This is a genomic window from Paenibacillus agaridevorans, assembly GCF_003112455.1.
In the GTDB taxonomy this organism is placed as follows: Bacteria; Bacillota; Bacilli; order Paenibacillales; family Paenibacillaceae; genus Pristimantibacillus; species Pristimantibacillus agaridevorans.
In genome coordinates this window covers 396,896-414,302 of the sequence record NZ_BDQX01000458.1, presented here as the reverse complement: position 1 = coordinate 414,302, position 17,407 = coordinate 396,896, and the positions used below count along the sequence as shown (strand labels likewise).

Annotated in this window: 23 protein-coding genes and 1 riboswitch; of the genes, 21 read left to right on the top strand and 2 right to left on the bottom strand. The window is 54.2% G+C overall.

Annotated elements, in window-relative coordinates:
• The first annotated feature begins 12 nt into the window (after positions 1-12).
• The 3 genes from PAT3040_RS35730 (at position 13) to PAT3040_RS35720 (ending at position 3,118) form a co-directional block, all read left to right on the top strand.
• Positions 13-741, top strand: a complete 729-nt coding sequence (locus tag PAT3040_RS35730) for a (Fe-S)-binding protein (protein ID WP_087567251.1) — start codon at positions 13-15, stop codon at positions 739-741.
• Positions 738-2,261 (top strand): LutB/LldF family L-lactate oxidation iron-sulfur protein, encoded by a 1,524-nt coding sequence (locus PAT3040_RS35725; protein WP_108996326.1) that lies wholly within the window; start codon positions 738-740, stop codon positions 2,259-2,261. The genes PAT3040_RS35730 and PAT3040_RS35725 overlap by 4 nt, the downstream gene beginning before the upstream one ends.
• A 71-nt stretch (positions 2,262-2,332) precedes the next feature.
• On the top strand, positions 2,333-3,118 hold the full coding sequence (locus PAT3040_RS35720; protein ID WP_108996325.1) for a LutC/YkgG family protein: 786 nt from the start codon (positions 2,333-2,335) through the stop codon (positions 3,116-3,118).
• 928 nt (positions 3,119-4,046) lie between these two features.
• On the opposite strand, the gene PAT3040_RS35715 is transcribed toward PAT3040_RS35720, so the two are convergent.
• Positions 4,047-4,961, bottom strand: a complete 915-nt coding sequence (locus PAT3040_RS35715; protein ID WP_108996324.1) for a molecular chaperone DnaJ — start codon at positions 4,959-4,961, stop codon at positions 4,047-4,049.
• Between the two features lie 204 nt (positions 4,962-5,165).
• Here PAT3040_RS35715 and PAT3040_RS35710 point away from each other — a divergent pair, with 204 nt between their 5' ends.
• The 7 genes from PAT3040_RS35710 to PAT3040_RS35680 all read left to right on the top strand — a co-directional run bounded on the left by PAT3040_RS35710 (position 5,166) and on the right by PAT3040_RS35680 (position 9,800).
• Positions 5,166-5,687, top strand: coding sequence for a hypothetical protein (locus PAT3040_RS35710; RefSeq protein ID WP_108996323.1), 522 nt, complete (start codon positions 5,166-5,168; stop codon positions 5,685-5,687).
• A 136-nt stretch (positions 5,688-5,823) separates the two neighbouring features.
• Positions 5,824-5,867: riboswitch (PreQ1 riboswitch) on the top strand.
• A 152-nt stretch (positions 5,868-6,019) separates the two neighbouring features.
• Positions 6,020-6,688: a 7-cyano-7-deazaguanine synthase QueC gene (queC, locus tag PAT3040_RS35705; protein ID WP_087567247.1), complete on the top strand. Its 669-nt coding sequence runs from the start codon at positions 6,020-6,022 to the stop codon at positions 6,686-6,688.
• Positions 6,688-7,134, top strand: a complete 447-nt coding sequence (locus PAT3040_RS35700; protein WP_108996322.1) for a 6-pyruvoyl trahydropterin synthase family protein — start codon at positions 6,688-6,690, stop codon at positions 7,132-7,134. Before queC ends, PAT3040_RS35700 begins: the two co-directional genes overlap by 1 nt.
• Entirely contained in the window at positions 7,127-7,942 is an 816-nt protein-coding gene (queE, locus tag PAT3040_RS35695; protein WP_108996321.1) for a 7-carboxy-7-deazaguanine synthase QueE, read from the top strand. The genes PAT3040_RS35700 and queE overlap by 8 nt, the downstream gene beginning before the upstream one ends.
• A 248-nt stretch (positions 7,943-8,190) precedes the next feature.
• Positions 8,191-8,688: a preQ(1) synthase gene (gene queF, locus PAT3040_RS35690; RefSeq protein ID WP_108996320.1), complete on the top strand. Its 498-nt coding sequence runs from the start codon at positions 8,191-8,193 to the stop codon at positions 8,686-8,688.
• A 3-nt stretch (positions 8,689-8,691) separates the two neighbouring features.
• Positions 8,692-9,249, top strand: coding sequence for an SLOG family protein (locus tag PAT3040_RS35685; RefSeq protein ID WP_108996319.1), 558 nt, complete (start codon positions 8,692-8,694; stop codon positions 9,247-9,249).
• Positions 9,250-9,404: 155 nt separating this feature from the next.
• Positions 9,405-9,800, top strand: a complete 396-nt coding sequence (locus tag PAT3040_RS35680; RefSeq protein ID WP_087567242.1) for a phage holin family protein — start codon at positions 9,405-9,407, stop codon at positions 9,798-9,800.
• Between the two features lie 204 nt (positions 9,801-10,004).
• Here PAT3040_RS35680 and PAT3040_RS35675 read toward each other — a convergent pair whose 3' ends face one another.
• On the bottom strand, positions 10,005-10,262 hold the full coding sequence (locus tag PAT3040_RS35675; protein WP_087567241.1) for a hypothetical protein: 258 nt from the start codon (positions 10,260-10,262) through the stop codon (positions 10,005-10,007).
• Between the two features lie 132 nt (positions 10,263-10,394).
• Here PAT3040_RS35675 and PAT3040_RS35670 point away from each other — a divergent pair, with 132 nt between their 5' ends.
• The 11 genes from PAT3040_RS35670 to PAT3040_RS35620 form a co-directional block, all read left to right on the top strand.
• On the top strand, positions 10,395-10,688 hold the full coding sequence (locus tag PAT3040_RS35670; RefSeq protein WP_087567240.1) for a Dabb family protein: 294 nt from the start codon (positions 10,395-10,397) through the stop codon (positions 10,686-10,688).
• A gap of 136 nt (positions 10,689-10,824) precedes the next feature.
• Positions 10,825-11,247 (top strand): DUF86 domain-containing protein, encoded by a 423-nt coding sequence (locus tag PAT3040_RS35665; protein WP_108996318.1) that lies wholly within the window; start codon positions 10,825-10,827, stop codon positions 11,245-11,247.
• Between the two features lie 38 nt (positions 11,248-11,285).
• A complete protein-coding gene (locus tag PAT3040_RS35660; protein WP_258235318.1) occupies positions 11,286-11,978 on the top strand; it encodes a helix-turn-helix transcriptional regulator in 693 nt (230 codons plus the stop codon).
• A 305-nt stretch (positions 11,979-12,283) separates the two neighbouring features.
• A complete protein-coding gene (locus PAT3040_RS35655; protein WP_108996317.1) occupies positions 12,284-12,769 on the top strand; it encodes a DUF948 domain-containing protein in 486 nt (161 codons plus the stop codon).
• A gap of 65 nt (positions 12,770-12,834) precedes the next feature.
• Positions 12,835-13,395, top strand: a complete 561-nt coding sequence (locus PAT3040_RS35650; RefSeq protein WP_108996316.1) for a YtxH domain-containing protein — start codon at positions 12,835-12,837, stop codon at positions 13,393-13,395.
• A 244-nt stretch (positions 13,396-13,639) separates the two neighbouring features.
• Positions 13,640-14,449, top strand: a complete 810-nt coding sequence (gene racE, locus PAT3040_RS35645) for a glutamate racemase (RefSeq protein WP_087567236.1) — start codon at positions 13,640-13,642, stop codon at positions 14,447-14,449.
• Between the two features lie 196 nt (positions 14,450-14,645).
• Positions 14,646-15,542 carry a M14 family metallopeptidase gene (locus tag PAT3040_RS35640; RefSeq protein WP_258235317.1) on the top strand — a complete coding sequence of 299 codons (897 nt, stop codon included), beginning with the start codon at positions 14,646-14,648 and terminating at the stop codon, positions 15,540-15,542.
• A gap of 209 nt (positions 15,543-15,751) precedes the next feature.
• Entirely contained in the window at positions 15,752-15,985 is a 234-nt protein-coding gene (locus PAT3040_RS35635; RefSeq protein WP_087567235.1) for a hypothetical protein, read from the top strand.
• Positions 15,986-16,036: 51 nt separating this feature from the next.
• Complete coding sequence (locus PAT3040_RS35630) at positions 16,037-16,339, top strand: heme biosynthesis protein HemY (RefSeq protein WP_087567234.1); 303 nt, start codon at positions 16,037-16,039, stop codon at positions 16,337-16,339.
• A 38-nt stretch (positions 16,340-16,377) separates the two neighbouring features.
• Positions 16,378-16,605 carry a YuzB family protein gene (locus tag PAT3040_RS35625; protein WP_087567233.1) on the top strand — a complete coding sequence of 76 codons (228 nt, stop codon included), beginning with the start codon at positions 16,378-16,380 and terminating at the stop codon, positions 16,603-16,605.
• Positions 16,606-16,704: 99 nt separating this feature from the next.
• A partial coding sequence (locus tag PAT3040_RS35620) for a hypothetical protein (RefSeq protein WP_181377026.1) occupies positions 16,705-17,407 on the top strand: 703 nt, incomplete at its 3' end.

Below are 17,407 nucleotides of genomic sequence, written 5' to 3'. Positions count from 1 at the left end.
GTGGGTGCAGTCATGAAGGTATCTCTATTTATTACTTGTTTAAGCGATGCAATCTTCCCGCGAGTCGGGGAAGCGATGGTCAGGCTGCTGGCGAATTACGGCGTTACGCTGGAATTCCCCCGCGTCCAGACCTGCTGCGGGCAGCCTGCCTACAATAGCGGCTACTGGAAGGAAGCTCGCGAGTCGGCTCGTACGATTCTCGACGCGTTCGAGGACAGCGACTTTGTCATCTCGCCTTCCGGCTCCTGCACGGGCATGCTGCATCACTATACGAAGCTGTTCGAAAGCGATCCCGTTATGCTTAAGCGGGCCGAGGCGCTGCGGGCAAAATCGTACGAGTTTACTCAGTTTCTCGTGCAGGTGCTTGGCGTGACGGACGTCGGGGCAACCTTTTCGCGCAAAGTCACCTATCATCCTTCCTGTCATGGCAGCCGGATCCTGGGCGTGAAGGACGAGCCGATGCAGCTGATGAAGAACGTCAGGGGCATGGAGCTTGTGCCGCTTCCGTTCGCGGAAGACTGCTGCGGCTTCGGCGGCACCTTCGCCGTTAAGATGGCCGATATCTCGGGCGCGATGGTGACGGAGAAAGCCGATCATGTGCTGGAGACGGAAGCCGAGGTGCTGGTTGGCCTCGACATGGCTTGCCTGATGAACATCGCGGGCAATCTGCATTATCGCGGCGAACCGGTGCGCGTCATGCATCTGGCCGAGCTGCTGTACGAAGGAGTGAAGGGAGCATGAGCGGAGGGAAATCAGGAGCGACGGTCAAGGCGAGAGCCGAGCTGGCGCTGAACGACGAATTTCTGCGCAAGGCGGTACGATTCACGACGGAGCGGCTGCGGAACGGCAAGAAGAAGGCGTCCGAGGAGCATGGCAACTGGGAGGAGTGGCGTGAGCGCGGCCGGCAGATTCGGCTGCATACGATCGCTCATCTCGACTATTATTTAAATACGTTCGTCGAAAATGCAAGGGCTAACGGCGTGCATGTACATTTTGCCGATACGGCTCAGGAAGCAGTAGAGCTTACGCTGGATATCGCGGAGCATGTCGGCGCGAGATCGGTCGTGAAGTCCAAGTCCATGGTTTCGGAGGAGCTTCATCTCAACCACGCGCTGGAATCCATCGGCGTGGAAGCGATCGAAACGGATCTGGGCGAATATATCATCCAGCTTGCCGGAGAGATGCCTTCGCATATCGTCATCCCGGCTATTCATAAAAACCGTTATCAGATCGCGGAGCTACTGTCCAAGGAAGCTGGGTATGAACTGCCGCCTGACACGACGGCGCTGGCCGGCTTCGTGCGCAAAAAGTTGCGCGAGAAGTTTCTGGAAGCCGATATCGGCATGACCGGCTGCAACTTCGCGATCGCGGAGACGGGCTCCATGGTGCTGTTCGAGAACGAAGGCAACGCCCGTATGGTGACAACCGTGCCGAAAACGCAAATTACGCTGATGGGCATGGAGCGGATCATCCCCTCCTGGGAAGATCTCGAGGTGATGGCGACGCTTCTCCCGCGTTCTGCGACGGGACAGAAGCTGACGATGTACATGTCCGGCATTACGGGACCGAAGCGGACGGCCGACGGCGACGGACCCGAGGAAATGCATATTATTATCGTCGACAACGGCCGATCGCTGCAGCTTGGGGACCCCGAGTTCCAGGAGCTGCTTAATTGCATCCGCTGCGGAGCTTGTCTCAACGCTTGTCCGGTGTACCGCCATATCGGCGGCCATGCTTACGGCAGCACGTACAGCGGCCCGATCGGCGCGGTGCTGACGCCGTCGCTTAACAAAAATATCGCCGAATGGGACGATATCGCCAATGCGTCCAGCCTTTGCGGCGCTTGTTACGAGGCTTGTCCGGTCAAGATTCCGCTGCACGATATGCTCGTCTACCTGCGCCGCCGCAAGGTGGAGAGCGGCAACGGCAACAAGCTGGAGGGCATGGGCATGCAAGGCTTCGCCACGGCGATGAGCAGCTCGAAGGTAATGGGCGGTCTTTTACGGATGGGCAAGCTTGGCCAGAAGCTGGTTGTACGCGACGGTTTCATTCGTACGAAGCTTGGCCCTCTGAAAGGCTGGAATACGTACCGCGTTACGCCAAGCCTGCCGAAAAAGTCGTTCCGAGACCAGTGGGCTACGCTTGACCAAGAGCTGAAAGCGGAGCTGCGCGAGATGCCGACGGCCATGCGCGAGCGTATGGAGCAGAAGGCGCGGGAACAACGCGAGTCGAAGGATGGAGGAGGACACGGTCATGGGTGATGCGGCCGAGAAAATGGCCGGGTCTTTCGTTGACGTGGCCGACTCCGAGGGGCGGCAAGGGAGGTATAGACATGAGTAAACATGTGACTCAGACGGGGAGCGACGCTGCCCGGCCAACTGGCGGAAGCCAAGGCGACGAGTCTCGCGAGCAATGGCTGGCTCGCCTGGCGGAGCAGTCGCGGCAGAAGCAGGAGCGATTTATGAATAATATCTCGGAGCGCCTGCGCCATCCGCGGATGACGACGGCTCCGAAGCATCCTTATCGCGGCGCTCCCGACTTCTGGAGAGAACTGGACTGGACGACCGAACAGAAAATCGACGCGTTTTCGGACAACTGGTTGTCCGTGGGCGGCCATGTCGCGAAGCTGGGGAGCATGGATGAAGTCTCCGCCTACATTACGGCCAAAGCCGAGGAGATGGGCGCGAAGTTTCTCGTCCGCCAGGACGATCCGACATTAGCGGGACTCGGGCTGGAGGAGGCTCTGCCAGACGTGCAGGTGTCCGTTTGGAACAGCGACGAACAACAGCCTTGGAAGGCACGCGCGGCCGAAGCGGACTTCGGCGTTGTACAGGCGGATCATGCCGTAGCCTATACGGGCTCCGTTGTCGTAACGTCGTCGAAGGAGAAGGGGCGTTCTGTCAGCCTGCTGCCGACGGTGCTCTTTATCGTCATCCCTGCGGAACGTCTAAAGACGCGGCTGGGCGAGGTGTTGATCGGGTTAGACGAGGCGGGCCGTGAGGCGCTGCCAGCCGGCGTCCACTTCATCACGGGACCAAGCCGCTCCTCAGACATCGAAAACGACCTGACGATCGGGGTGCACGGCCCTGGCGTCGTCTACGCGTTGATTGTCGGGTAGCATGCAATGTACAATACGATAAATGCAAGAGCCGTCCATTCCGCTTAAAAAGCGGAGTGGACGGCTCTTGTCGCTTGAATTTGTTTACTGCAGCTTTTGTTGACCCCCTAGTTTTTTGGCTTGTTCCTCAAACGAACAGATCAATATAAAATCAGCTTAAGCAGGAGGACTTTCCGTGGCGGACAGTTCATCTTTACGAAATTCAAGAGGCGGTTTAACGAACATCTTGGCTCCGTCGCCTTCTACCACGCCACCAAGTATGTCGGCATCGCCGGCGCCATCGGCTTCCCGCTGTATCACTGGGTGGGGCGGAATGGGAGGGATTAACTGAGTAATTAACTGAGTAATTAAGCAAGCAGTTGCTTTCGCGCTGAGTGAGCAACATCGCTGGCACCGATCTATTTCCCTCGAAGGAGCTGCTTTTGTAGATTTAAGTCGGTGGTATCGCTCAATTTTCTACGAAGGTGCAGCTTTCGCGGAGTTAAGTCGGTAGCATCGCTCTAATTCCCTCGAAGGTGCTGCTTTGGCGGAGTTAAGTCGGTAACATCGATCTATTTCCCTTGAAGGTGCTGCTTTCGCAGATTTAAGTCGTTCGCACCGATCTATTTCCCTCGAAGTTGCTGCTTTGGCGGAGTTAAGTCGCTGGCATCGCTCTATTTTCTTCGAAGGTGCAGCTTTCGCGGAGTTAAGTCGTCGACATCGATCTATTTTTCTCGAAGGTGCTGATTTGGCGGAGTTAAGTCGTTGGCATCGCTCTATTTTCTTCGAAGGTGCTGCTTTCGCAGATTTAAGTCGTTGGCATCGCTCTAATTCCTTCGAAGGAGCTACTTTCGCAGAGTTAAGTTGTTAGCATCGCTCTATTGGTTCACATCGCAAAGCCCCCGCCAGCGCATGGACGGGGGCTTTGCGGTATTCAATCATTTGCATCTTATTCCTGCGCCGCACCGTTCGCCAGATAAGTCTCGATAAACTCCAGAGCCTTGTCAGGACGTTCGGCATTGACGCGAACGGCGATAATCAGATCCTCTGCAGGTTTTATGAGAGGCAGGTCCTTGTCCAACTTGGTATCCTTAAGATCGATGCCGTAGATACGTTCCTCGGGTACATCCTCCGTTGTCAGCTTTCTCGTCCGATCCTCTCCGGCTCCGCTGATCTCGGGCTTGCCGTCAAGCTCCAGCAGCGCGCCTTGTCTGCCGATCCACTCGAACATGGCACGGTCCATAATGTAGATGTCCGGTTTCTCCGACATTAATGTGACAACGGCTTTCTGCAGGTAGGCGTATTGATTCATGTCGTCCTGAGGTACGAATACAATGTTGGACTCAACGCGCTTCCATTCCGGAAAGGCGCTCAGCATGGCCGCATTTGTCATTTCCTTGCTGTCCTTGTTGTCCGGTTCCATAAAAGTGCCGTAAAACGAAACGCTAAGATCAATAGGCGGCAGGCTGGCCAAATATTTCTGATATTCGCGTTTGTCGATGTAGCTGTTGATTCCATAAATAATTGCGGCGATTAGTGCGATTGCGACGAACGTATGAATTTTGTAATAACGCCAGAAGTGATCGATCTTCTGGGCTCTGCCTGCCATCCCCTTGAACTTGCCGTATTCCTGTTCGTTGAAGGCGTCAGTGATCTTGCGGTCCTCATAGGCAAGGATCAGCTTGTACGCCGCCGTTACTTTCGCGAAGTCGTCACCCTGGGAGGCGCTTTCAACCTCTGCCCGCGATCTGGACCGCTCTCGGCGCATTAACGTCGTATAACGTTTCTCGACCTCTTCCTTGGGGGCGAACTCCTCCAGACCCAACAATGTGTAAGCTTCTTTTAAGTCATCCAACTTTTCCACTCGGTCACCTCGATTATGCTGCTCTCATGATTGGCAAGCAGAGCTTGCGTATCTCTTCTTATAAGTATACGGATTTCCGGGGCGTACGGCAAACTTGGGTGAGGGGAAGACGACGGGTATTTTTGCCTACCGCCGATCCAATCGTTTGTTATACTGGAATGAGGCTGGTTTACAGGCTGATTCGGCTAATTGAGGGGGAGCGGTATGTTTCATCCAACCGTATTTGAAAATGTAAAGGTAGCGCTGGAGAATGAGCTATACGACCTAGATAATCTGGATCGCAAAATTGACGTTACAGGCAGGCGTGATTTGTTGGATATGGCCGTGCTGTCGCGCGAGCTGTCATTGTCATGCCGCTTGGCGGACGGAGGAACGACGACGGCAGAGCTGCTGCTAAGCTCCTCGCTTAAGGAGTTGTCCGACGAAATTTTGGAGATACCGGGCGCAGCGTCCACATGCCGTCTTACGCTGCGGTTCCATCTGGAGACAGACGGAACAGCCGGAACATGCGAGACGGTGGAGCGATGTTTTAAGGGCATCTGGGGCAATCCGCTGACGCTTGTCCAGACGATTAGCACCGTGTATGGCAGTCAGGAAAGTAATGTTCGTCATCTGGCCGAACTTGATTTCGGCAGGGGAATCGGAGAAGAGCAGATGGAGGATTTGCCTGAATTGCTGGACCATATAGTATTAACATTGAGGGAGCTGGACAGGTTGCTTAAGTGAGCGAAACGTTGCAGCATTGTCAATACTCTCTATTTCAATTCCGCAAGCGCTGTGCTATAGTACGAGTGAACAATTGAAGATGCAACTCCGGTTGCTGCCGCGAAGATGTCCGGTTACATTTCCCTTCGCCAGCATGCCGGGAGAGGTTCGCGAACTCCCTCTATAAAAAACTAAACGAAACGATTGCCCGCCTAGGGCAACGTCGTTTTTGTGTTCGGCGCGTCGCGTCGCTCCCTTGGAGGGAGCGCCTCACGCGCCGTTTCTTATTGACAAGGGATCGTACGGTCCCGTCGCGAATATCCGTCTTCTACTTCAGGAGAGGTGGAAACTACATGAAACTAGAAAAAGCCGTCGTCGTTTTCAGCGGCGGGCAAGACAGCACGACATGCCTGTTCTGGGCGATGAGCCGGTTCTCGGAAGTGGAAGCAATCACGTTCGACTACGGCCAGAGACATAAGCTGGAGCTGGATTGCGCCGCCGAGATTGCTGGAACGCTTGGCATCAAACATCATATTCTCGATATGTCGCTGCTGAATCAGCTCGCGCCGAACGCGCTGACTCGCGACGACATTGCAATCGAGCAAAAGGAAGGCGAGCTCCCGACAACTTTCGTCGACGGCCGAAATCTGCTGTTCTTGACATTCGCAGCCGTGCTCGCGAAAGGGATTGGAGCGAAGCATATTGTAACCGGCGTCTGCGAGACCGACTTCAGCGGTTATCCGGATTGCCGCGACGTCTTTATTAAGTCGCTTAACGTTACGCTGAATCTGTCGATGGATTACGGCTTCGTGATCGATACGCCGCTCATGTGGCTCAACAAAGCGGAGACTTGGGAACTGGCCGACGAGCTCGGCGCCTTCGACTTCGTTCGGGAGCGCACGCTCACTTGTTATAATGGCATGCTGGCAGATGGCTGCGGCGAATGTCCGGCCTGCAAGCTGCGTCGCAAAGGGCTTGCCGATTATTTGGCAATCCGTGGTTCGAGAGAGGCGGGACGCTGATGCTGCAGCAAATTTATCCATCTGTCCAACATGATTATTGCTACGAGCTGAACAAGGACTTTCATTTCGCAGCAGCGCATTACATCCCTTCTGACGATGCTGGCAAATGCCGCTTGACGCATGGGCATACGTATTTCGCCAATGTGACGGTCGCGGGGGGAGAACTCGACGATTCCGGCTTCCTGGTCAATTTCGCCATTATTAAACAACTGATTCACAACCGATTCGATCACACCCTGCTTAACGAAGATACCGACAGCTTCGACAATGGCATATCCCATCGGTTTCCGACGACGGAGGTCGTCGCGCGGGTCATCCACGACCTTGTGCAAACGCATCTGGACAGCCTGCCGAACCGTCCGCAATGTCTGCAGGTTTTCCTGCGCGAGACTCCGACGAGTTATTGCATCTATCGGCCCAAGCGGAAGGGGAAGGGCAATGACTGATTTTCAACGGTCGAGAAGATCTGATTCGGCGGCGTTGGCTAACGCCGGAAAGGCATCCGGTACAGCATCCGGCTTGGTCGGCGCTGCTAGACCTATACCCGTGCTGGAAGTGTTCGGACCGACGGTGCAGGGAGAAGGCATGGTTGTCGGCCGCAAAACGATGTTCGTCCGCACCGCCGGCTGCGACTACAGCTGCAGCTGGTGCGACTCGGCCTTCACGTGGGACGGCTCCGGCAAGGACGATATTCGTCTGCTGTCCGCAGCGGCGATTATCGAGGAGCTGGAAAAGATCGGCGGCGGCACGTTTGACCATGTAACGATCTCAGGCGGCAATCCTGCCCTTTTGCCGCAGCTCTCAGCGTTGATACAGGGCTTGCAAGATCGAGGCTGCAAAGTCGCTCTGGAGACGCAGGGAAGCCGCTGGCAGCCATGGTTCACGGCCATCGACGATCTGACGTTGTCGCCCAAGCCGCCAAGCTCCGGCATGACGACGAACTGGGACACGCTGGATGATATTGTATCAAGGCTGGGCGAGGCCGGGAACGGTTTCTGTCTCAAGGTCGTCATCTTTGACGATGCCGACTTGGATTACGCACGCAAGGTACATGCCCGTTACCGCGATGTACCGTTCTATCTTCAAGCGGGGAACGGTAATCTGACGGAGACGGACCCGCAAGCGATGCTGCCTTATCTCGTAGAGCGTTATGAATGGCTGATTAGCCGGACAATGCCGGACGAGTCGCTCCGTGGCGTGCACGTACTTCCCCAACTCCACACCTGGATATATGGCAACAAAAAAGGCGTATAGGTAGTTCAAAAAGCCGCTTCCCATCACGTAGCCTATTCGGAGGTGATTATTCGGCGTCGAATATTGAACTCAGCCGAAACTTCCGTTTCTCACGTAGCTCCGCTACGCTCCGATACTCAGTTTCTAGCTTCGTCCAATCTTCTCGGTGCTGAAAAGCGGCTTTTTGAACCTCCATTTTATTTAAGTGCAAGAACCAACAAACCCCTTAAATACTTAAAGAGAAAAATAGATCGAAAGGAAGTGCAAGAATGGAAGGTAGGCAAAAGGAAGAATTGGACCGCATTACGCTGCTCGGGAATCAAGGGACGAAGTACCCGTTCCACTACGCACCGGAGGTGCTGGAATCGTTTGATAACAAACATCCCGGCCGCGATTATTTTGTCAAATTTAATTGTCCGGAGTTTACGAGTCTATGCCCGATCACGGGACAGCCCGACTTTGCGACGATCTACATCTCTTACATTCCGGATGTTAAGATGGTTGAGAGCAAGTCGCTAAAGCTGTATCTGTTCAGCTTTCGGAATCACGGCGACTTCCATGAGGATTGTATGAACATTATTATGAATGATCTGATCAAGCTCATGGATCCCCGTTTTATCGAGGTTTGGGGCAAGTTTACGCCGCGAGGCGGCATCTCCATCGATCCATACTGCAATTGGGGACGTCCTGGCACGAAGTTTGAGGAAATGGCTTCCTACCGTCTTATGAATCATGACCTGTATCCCGAGAAAGTCGATAACCGCTAGCGTATGAAGACTATACTCGTCACCGGCTATCGCGCGCATGAGCTGGGCATCTTCAACCAGAAGCACAAGGGTATCCCCTATATTCGTCAAGCGATCACGAACAAGCTGATTCCACTGCTGGAGGAAGGCTTGGAATGGGTGATCACGCCCGGCGGGTACGGGGTGGATTTATGGGCTTGCGAAGCGGCGATCGACCTGAAGCCGCAATATCCTCAGCTCAAGCTGTCCATTCTGACGGCATTCCAAAATCAAGAGGAGAATTGGAAAGAAGAGAAGCAGACCTATTACCGCGATCTTCTTAAGCAAGTTGATTATTACGCGGCCGTATCGAAGGCGCCTTACGAGGGGCCGTGGCAGTTCAAGGCTCGGGACGAGCTTCTGCTGCGCAAGTCGGACGGCATCATTCTCGTGTATGACGAAGATGCCGGCGAAGGAAGTCCGCGCTTTATGAAGGAGCGTGCACTGCGGAAAATGCAGGAGGAGGGCTATCGTTACCTGGCCGTGACGTCCGAGGATATTCAAAGCGTGGCCGACGAAGAGAGTTACCTCGAAATGGAATAAGAGTTAGGGACTGGAGCCAAAAGGTGCCAGTCCTATTTTTATTTTGGGCGGCCTAATTGTTTCGAGAACGCGGCAGCAGGGACAAGTCAACAAGCAAGACTCTGCGGCAAGGCATATCCTATCCTATAACTCTCCGATGAAAAGAGGTGGCGAGGATGCCGCTCGTTTGGATTAATTCGGCATGCGGGGTGATGGGGGCGATTCTATTGTTCGCATTTGGCGGCTGGTCGGAATCATTGACGTTTCTTTTGGTTGCGATGGCAGCGGATTATTTAACGGGTATTGCGGCCTCCCTGAAAGAAGGCAAAGGGCTGAGCAGTTCATTTGGAGCATGGGGACTTGCGCGCAAAGGGTTATCGCTCCTCGTTGTCCTGCTCGCCCATCGGATTGATGTGCTTCTGAACACGGAGGATGTAACGATGGGGGCGGCTATATTTTTTTATATCGCGAATGAGCTGATCTCCGTAACCGAAAACTACGGCAGACTTGGACTGCCGCTGCCGGAACGGATTCGCAAGATGATTGCGGTCCTTAAGGAGAAGGATAAGTAACGCATATTCCGTCCTGGTCAATTAGTCGGGATCTAAGGGGATGTTCGAGAAGCGACAAGTAGACGCTCTGCGCGAGGATGCGCGCAAGAGCGTCTTTTGGCTCGCGATTATTCGATGAGAATGATAACGCGTCGGATTAAAGGGTTCGGCAGACGATTGCGTGCTTGTTGAACGAGACATCTCGGACGACAGTCAGTTAGTCAGTCAGGCGGTGCTTGAATTTTTTCGTCTGTCGCGCGCGATGATAAGATCCGTAATGAAGCCGAGCAGCGCCCACGTCAGCACGGTCAGCGCGTACATCAGCAGCACGCTGACGTTGTGAATGTCCATAAACATGTCCGCGAACCAAGCGGGAACGCTGAACATGAAAAACACCATATTATGAGGATCGTAGCCGGTATAGTTGAATGCGCAGACGGCAAGTCCGATGAGAGTGGCAATGATTGTGATCTTGTATCGCATGATGCGCGTTCGCTCCTTTAACTAAAGATTGCCGTAATGTCATCTCATAGGTTATTATGTGACAAAAGGACGAAACTCATGCCGTATGCTTCGGCAAGGCGGCAATACGTACAATAGGGAGGACTAAGTATCATGATTACACACATCGTTTGCTTCAAATTGAAGGATCGCAACGCGGACCTTGACAGTACAGTGGCGATTCTGCGCGATATGGAAGGCAAAATCGAGGAGCTTAAATACATAGAGGTTGGCGTGGATGTTCTTCATTCGGAACGTTCTTACGATATCGCCCTCGTGACGAAATTTGATTCTATGGCCGACCTGGAGGTTTATCAGGTGCATCCCGTACACAAGAAGGTCATCGAGCATATGTCACGGGTGCGCGAAGCATCCGTCAGCGTCGATTACGAAAGCTCGAGGGCTTAAGCAATGTCAGAGATGAGAGACGTTTACGAAATATTCACCTATTTGCTTGTAATCATTTTTAGCAGCATCATTATGGTTGCATGGCTAAAACGCAAGGCTCGGCGGAGCAAGAAGTAAATCGAAAGCAGGGAATAACATGTATTATGTAAACCAGGAACAAATCGCAGTCCGGCTGGATGCCATTCCGGCATTGACGGATGCGCTGCGTGAGCTGGCTAATGGATGGAACGGCAGTCTGATGCAAGGGCTTGCGCAGGAGCGTGCGCTTCACTTGGCAATCGAAATCGTAACCGATGTCGGAAGTTATCTGATCGACGGTTTTCTGATGCGGGATGCCAGCAGCTACGAGGATATCATCGAAATTACAGGGGCGGAAGGCGCCTATCCGGCCGATATGACCGAGACGCTGACGGAGCTTGTAAAGCTTCGCCGCCCGCTGGTACAGGAATATTACAGCTGGCCGCGAAGCGAGCTGCACCCGTATACGGCCAGATTGGCTGAACTGCTGCCGACCTTTGCATCGGCTGTGGATATGTATCTGAAGAAAGAACTGCAATAGGCAATCATCGATCGGTCGAGCGGAGAGGGGGAGAGAGCATGGCAGATCTGATGGCGGAGCGAGACGGCGTTGAGGCCGTTGGCACAGCTGGCGCTACGCGTGGGCGGCTGCTGAGCTTGCTTCGTAAGCAAGGCGGCATGAACGCCGCGATGCTTGCAGCCGAGCTGGGTCTTACGGAGATGGCGATTCGCCGCCATATGCACGAGCTGGAGCGCCAAGGCAGTGTCAGCATCGTGCCGCAGCGCCAGCCTAAAGGCCGTCCGCTTCATGTATACGTACTGACGGATGCGGCGGATCGCCATTTTCCACGTAACTACCATACGCTTGCGATCGACCTGCTTGCCGAGCTGGAGTCTGATCCCGACACTCTGCCGCTCATTGATCGTATGTTCGAAGGCCGCAAGCGGAAGCTTCTGGAGCGTTATGCTCCACGTATGGAAGGCAAGACGTTGGAGGAGCGTGTGCGCGAGCTGACGGCGATTCAGAACGGCGGCGGCTACATGGCCGAGATGGAGCGGGGGGATGGCGATGGTTATATGCTTCATGAATATAATTGTCCTATCTCCGATGTTGCCGGACGTTATGATCAAGCTTGCCAGTGCGAGCTGTCGCTGTTCCGTTCTCTCCTGGAGGCGAATGTGCAGCGAACGGAATGTCTCGCGAAGGGCGGCAACAGATGCAGCTATGCGATCGGCAATTTTGGCCCCGCAGCTCTCCTCTCGGGCGAGTAAAATCGACGAATACGTACGCAAATTTTGATCTCATAATGGACACGACCTGCTGCGGGTCGTGTTTTTTGTTGTCCGTTCGACCCCTTAGTCGGGATCAGCGCCAAATGAGGGATTTATCGGCAAGCGGGATTATGAGTTATTTCTGCGTCGAACGAGCCCATTGATTTTTAACCCCGGCGATCCATGTGACATTGTGTCAAGACAAGCCCAGTCTGCTTATACTGTCATTACGCAAATGGGCATTCGCCCTTGTCGGCGTTGAAGGCATGTGTTGGAGAAGGATCTGAGAGAGAGGAGCGGGAGGGATGACGATGGAATGGATTGCTACTGTGGCTGTTGCCGCGTTCGTGATCTGGGTAGCGGGCACGCTGCTTGCCGTACGCGCGCTGCTCGGCAGAATGGCGCGGGTTCAGGCATCGGCAGAGGCGGTGCAAGAAGATATGCACAGACTTTCTGGCGAGATGAGCCAGGTGCTGCTGCCAACCGAACAGACGATGCGATCGCTCCAGCAAAGCGCGGAATCGGCCGAGCGGCTATTCCAGGCGGTGGGCCAAGTGGGCGGTACGATTGAGCATGCGACGTCGGCTGTAGAGCGGGTAACGGGAACGTTGTCGCAGTCCGCAATCGGCCATGCCGAACGAATCGCCAAGCAGCGTGAGCTTGATGCCGCGGTCCAGTGGGCGGAGCTTGGATTAACCGCTTGGCAGCTCTGGCAAACGGGGCGCAAGCCGCCATCCGGCAACGGAGGAACCGTGTCCTCGGCTCCCGTAAGCTCTTCTTCGTCGAAATAAGAAGCATGTCTGAATGGCCGGACCAAGGGGCAGGGTACTCTAAGAACGAAAGGAGCGACGATCACATGTCAACACGTAAAGGAAACAAAGGATTTCTGTTTGGCGCGTTAGCTGGAGGTGTGCTTGGATCTATCGCGGCGCTGTTATTTGCGCCAAAAGCAGGCAAAGAGCTTCGTCACGATATCTCCGTTCAGGCTCAGAAGGTGGGCGATAAAACAGGAGAGATCGCCAAAGGCATCGGTCATGGGGCAATCGAGCTTGCGGATCGGACGAAACAAGCGGCAAGCAATATGGCAAGCAATGTAAGAATCTTTGGCAGAGGCAGGGGAACAGAAGCAGCTGCGATCTCGGGAATCTCGACCGAAGCGGCGGAAGAGCTGGCTACAGGTGTCATTCATAATGGCGCCGATACAGGGGAACAAGCAGCCGAAGCGGTAGAAGCATCAAAAGAAGTTGCGGCTGAAACTCTGGAATCGACTGCAGAAGCTGTAGAAGAAGCTGCTGAGCACGGCACGGAATGGATGAAAGAAGTATTCGCTGAAGCGGGCGAGGCGGTGCAGGATCGATTCGAAGCCGTCGGCGAGACGATCGTGGAAGCTGCTGACGCGGAACCGTATAAGAAATAAGCTGAGCTGTATGAGCGGCACTAAGCCGCAAAGAGCCGAACACCGTTCCACTCCCTGGATGGAATGGGCGATTCGGCTCTTTGCCATGTTCGCAGGATGGGATGCATGCGACTAACGATTCTTGAACGTTAACCTATTATGCGTTAAGATGTAGGTACATTTTCGATGGGGTTATCATATGCTATGGTAATTTTGACCCCTATCTTCTTCGTCCTACATCCCAGTCCAAGAAAGCGGTGTGTTTGTGCAGCATCCGATAGCAATACTAGATTCAGGCGTTGGCGGTCTTACCGTAGTGAAGGAAGTCATGCGCCAACTGCCACGCGAGAAAATCATTTATTTTGGCGATACGGCAAGAACGCCTTACGGGCCGCGTTCGGCGGAGGAAGTGCAAGCATTTACAAGGGAAATCGTCGATTATCTTATACAATTCCAGCCCAAAATGATCGTTATCGCCTGTAATACGGCCACAGCCGTCGCCTTATACGACATTCGCTCGCGAGTGTCAATCCCGGTCGTAGGCGTCATTAATCCAGGCGCAAGGGCGGCTATTGGGCGCACGACCACCGGTTGGATCGGCGTCATTGGCACTGCCGGTACGATTAACAGCGGTGCTTACGAGAATGCGTTGCGCGAGTTGACGCCGAATGTACAGGTCGTGAGCGAGGCCTGCCCGAAATTCGTTCCGCTCGTGGAGCAGGGCAACTTCCGCTCTCAAGAAACCTATGAGGTTGTACGCTCGTCAATCGAGCATTTACGGACTTATCCCATGGATTGCCTCATTCTCGGCTGCACGCATTATCCCTTCCTGTCGGAAACGATATCCGAGGTAATGGGCAGCGAAGTTACGCTGATCAGCTCCGCCGAGGAGACTGCGCGCGAGATCAGCACCATTTTGCAGGAAAAACGCGAGCTGGCGACCAATGATCCCGTCCCGGTTCACCAGTTTTTCTGCAGCGGCGACCCGTATATGTTCAAGCAAATCGCGCAGCAATGGCTTGGCGAGCAGATCGATCTGACGCCGGTTGTATGGCAAGTGCCTAATATTAGCTAATATCGTTTTTAAAAGCAAGAAGCGACTTTTTCGTACATTTGACCGCAAATCGGGTCAACTGTGCGGAGAGTCGCTTTTTTTACTGTGCGTTAGTCTAAAGAAGAAGAGTTTACGATATTGCGATAATGGTTGGAAGCTTCCGCGCATATGATGGTAAGAAACGGGAACGCAGGCAAAGGGTAAAGGAGTGCGGAGCTTGAATAAAAACGGATATGATGACATCGGATATACATACGAGGATATGATGGAGGAATGCCGGCAGCTTGCGATCGGTTCCCCCTTTATCGCGGCCGAGAGCATCGGCAGAAGCGTTATGGGCAAGCCGATTCTGGCCATGCGCGTAGGCTGCGGAGCTCGGAACCTGCATATAAATGCGTCGTTTCATGGCAACGAGTGGATTACGTCAGCGCTGCTCATGCGGTTTCTTACGGAGCTCTCAAACGCATATGCGACCGATGGACTAGTAGGAGGAGTCGATGTCCTGAGGTATTGCTGCGAATGGACGATCTGGGCTGTGCCTATGGTAAATCCGGACGGCGTGGAGCTTGCGCAGAGAGGCGTCCAGCCCAACCATCCTCTTTACAGCCAGCTGTTGGCCTGGAACGGCGGATTGGACGACTTCAGCGGCTGGAAGGCGAATATGAGGGGCGTTGATCTTAACGACCAGTTTCCCGCATATTGGGAAGAAGAATGCAAGCGCAGAGGGGCAACAGGACCCTCCCCGCGGGATTATCCCGGACCTTGTCCGCTTAGCGAACCGGAAGCGCAGGCTATGGCCAGGCTGACGGAGAGCGTGCCATTTCACGCAGTCATCGCGCTGCATACGCAAGGGAGGGAAATCTACTGGAACTATCGGGACTACGAGCCGCCCGAATCGGAGGCGCTTGCTCAGAGGCTGGAGCGGGCAAGCGGTTATAAGTCGGTGAAGCTGAGCGGCAGCGACGCGGGTTACAAGGACTGGTTCATCTATCGATTTAGACGTCCCGGCTTTACAGTGGAGGCGGGTTTCGGCGTTAATCCGCTGCCATACAGCAGTTTGGATCGCATCTACGAGGAGCTGAGACCTCTGCTGCTGGAGTCCTTGCGAATGTAGGAAAGGGTGGCGACGCTGTTTTCGGATAGCTTTGTAAGCGGCTATTGAGCTTCTGACCGTCGGGGCAGCTGCTTGCCGCAAGCCAGAAATCGCTTGTATAACCGTGGCCTAGCGCCTTGCTCCTCGCCCCTCCTCCTTGCTCCTGTAAGGCATCTCTGTGTTATACTTGGAACAAGAACGAAGCCGTAAGGCGGAGGGAGGTGCGGGGCATGCGCAAGCTGCTGACGCTCAAGCATTGGAAAAACACTTTCGCGTTCATATACAAGCTGCTGATGTCAAAGGAAGTGGCCGTAAGGGACAAACTTCTGTTCTTGATCCCGGTCATCGTCTATTGGGTCGTGCCGGATGTGCTTCCGCTAATTCCGATCGATGATATCGCGTTTACGATGATTATTGCAGAATGGTTTGCAGCACGGATGGGCAGGAAGTATAATATATCTTGATCTGGATTATACGAATTTATATTTTAAAGGCATAGAAGGAGCTGTTGAAGGATGCACTGCAAAATTTCCCGCAATGCGGCCAAGATGATAAAGCTGGAGCTGGACAAGCCCGAGAACGAAGGCAAGCTGCTGCGCGTCTACGTTACGCATGCACACGGCGACCATGCTCATTACGGCATGGGCATCGACGAGCCGACGGACAATGATGTCGTCGTGTCTACGGACAAGGAGATCGACGTTATTCTGGAGAAGGACAATGCGTTTCTGGACGGCGTCCGAATCGATTATTTCTACGTCCCGGAGGAAGGGTTTGCCGTTACGAATCCGTCCAAGGGCAATCATGGAGATCATTAAGCGTCGCAGCAAGCGGATGCGGATTGGAACGATGAGTCATGGCAACAAACGATATTAGAATATGCGACAAGTGCAAGCATATGCGGATGAAGACGGCGGTGGCCAAAATCGGGATGCAGGCGCCGGAGACGGAAGTCCGCATCGGCTGCAAATCCTATTGCGGGCCATGCGCCCGTTACGCCTTCGTATTTATTAACGGCAGATATGTAAAAGGCGCGACGGAAGACGAAGCTATCGACAAAGCAATGACGTACTTGAAGAAGTGAATTCGGCGGAGATGCTGCGGGAAGAGACAGGGGACGCGACGGCGAAGGTCGGCGCTGGTTTCTGTCTTTTTTCTAATGCGGAAGGGAAGAGGGAAAGGCATGCGGAATTTTCGTTCACAACGGGACGGCGCAAGAGAACGCAGTCGGTATTACCTTGCCGGCATCCTTGCGGGACTGGCGTATCTAATCGGAGCCGAGTTGATCTGGTTGCCCGCTCCGCTCGAGTCTGGCGGGGGCATGGAGTGGATCGAATGGATCGATTATTTGTATTATGGTCTGGCTGTCGTTCCTCTTTGTTGGGTTGCCGGATCGATTGACAGGGGATTGTGGAATGGCACGACGCCGGTTGTGCTCCGCCTGATCAGAATAGCTCTGGCTGCAATAAGTTTGGCTTCGGCAGGCATTATCGTCTTCGCCGTCGATAAGCTGGAGTTGCAGCTCTTTGGTATCGTGGCCTGCGCCGTGCTGGTGTTCGCGGATCTTCTCGTCAGCGAAGTCCTTCGTAAACGACGCTTCCCGTGGCGTAACAGCGCGCTGCTTGCAAGTACTCTGGCTGTACTGGCGTTAACGGCATGGCCAACCTCGTACAATGTGACGTACCCTGGCATGACGCTGAACCTGAATCGATACGCCGAGGTAGAAGGGGGAGCTGCCGGAGGCGTCATTGACGGCGTGCTGGTGTTCGACCGGCCGGCCGTTTTGGCCGACAGGCTATACGCGGCTTTTTTCCCGCAGTACGTTTTCCAGCCCATTCCGGAAAATGAACCTCCTCTATCGGAGACGTACGCGCAGGTTGTCGCCA

What these genes read in the sequence shown, in the direction of transcription:
- PAT3040_RS35730 (WP_087567251.1), top strand. Translation starts at nt 13, where the DNA reads ATGAAGGTATCTCTATTTATTACTTGTTTAAGCGATGCAATCTTCCCG.
- PAT3040_RS35725 (WP_108996326.1), top strand. Translation starts at nt 738, where the DNA reads ATGAGCGGAGGGAAATCAGGAGCGACGGTCAAGGCGAGAGCCGAGCTG.
- PAT3040_RS35720 (WP_108996325.1), top strand. Translation starts at nt 2,333, where the DNA reads ATGAGTAAACATGTGACTCAGACGGGGAGCGACGCTGCCCGGCCAACT.
- PAT3040_RS35710 (WP_108996323.1), top strand. Translation starts at nt 5,166, where the DNA reads ATGTTTCATCCAACCGTATTTGAAAATGTAAAGGTAGCGCTGGAGAAT.
- queC (WP_087567247.1), top strand. Translation starts at nt 6,020, where the DNA reads ATGAAACTAGAAAAAGCCGTCGTCGTTTTCAGCGGCGGGCAAGACAGC.
- PAT3040_RS35700 (WP_108996322.1), top strand. Translation starts at nt 6,688, where the DNA reads ATGCTGCAGCAAATTTATCCATCTGTCCAACATGATTATTGCTACGAG.
- queE (WP_108996321.1), top strand. Translation starts at nt 7,127, where the DNA reads ATGACTGATTTTCAACGGTCGAGAAGATCTGATTCGGCGGCGTTGGCT.
- queF (WP_108996320.1), top strand. Translation starts at nt 8,191, where the DNA reads ATGGAAGGTAGGCAAAAGGAAGAATTGGACCGCATTACGCTGCTCGGG.
- PAT3040_RS35685 (WP_108996319.1), top strand. Translation starts at nt 8,692, where the DNA reads ATGAAGACTATACTCGTCACCGGCTATCGCGCGCATGAGCTGGGCATC.
- PAT3040_RS35680 (WP_087567242.1), top strand. Translation starts at nt 9,405, where the DNA reads ATGCCGCTCGTTTGGATTAATTCGGCATGCGGGGTGATGGGGGCGATT.
- PAT3040_RS35675 (WP_087567241.1), bottom strand. Translation starts at nt 10,262, where the DNA reads ATGCGATACAAGATCACAATCATTGCCACTCTCATCGGACTTGCCGTC.
- PAT3040_RS35670 (WP_087567240.1), top strand. Translation starts at nt 10,395, where the DNA reads ATGATTACACACATCGTTTGCTTCAAATTGAAGGATCGCAACGCGGAC.
- PAT3040_RS35665 (WP_108996318.1), top strand. Translation starts at nt 10,825, where the DNA reads ATGTATTATGTAAACCAGGAACAAATCGCAGTCCGGCTGGATGCCATT.
- PAT3040_RS35660 (WP_258235318.1), top strand. Translation starts at nt 11,286, where the DNA reads ATGGCAGATCTGATGGCGGAGCGAGACGGCGTTGAGGCCGTTGGCACA.
- PAT3040_RS35655 (WP_108996317.1), top strand. Translation starts at nt 12,284, where the DNA reads ATGACGATGGAATGGATTGCTACTGTGGCTGTTGCCGCGTTCGTGATC.
- PAT3040_RS35650 (WP_108996316.1), top strand. Translation starts at nt 12,835, where the DNA reads ATGTCAACACGTAAAGGAAACAAAGGATTTCTGTTTGGCGCGTTAGCT.
- PAT3040_RS35635 (WP_087567235.1), top strand. Translation starts at nt 15,752, where the DNA reads ATGCGCAAGCTGCTGACGCTCAAGCATTGGAAAAACACTTTCGCGTTC.
- PAT3040_RS35630 (WP_087567234.1), top strand. Translation starts at nt 16,037, where the DNA reads ATGCACTGCAAAATTTCCCGCAATGCGGCCAAGATGATAAAGCTGGAG.
- PAT3040_RS35625 (WP_087567233.1), top strand. Translation starts at nt 16,378, where the DNA reads ATGGCAACAAACGATATTAGAATATGCGACAAGTGCAAGCATATGCGG.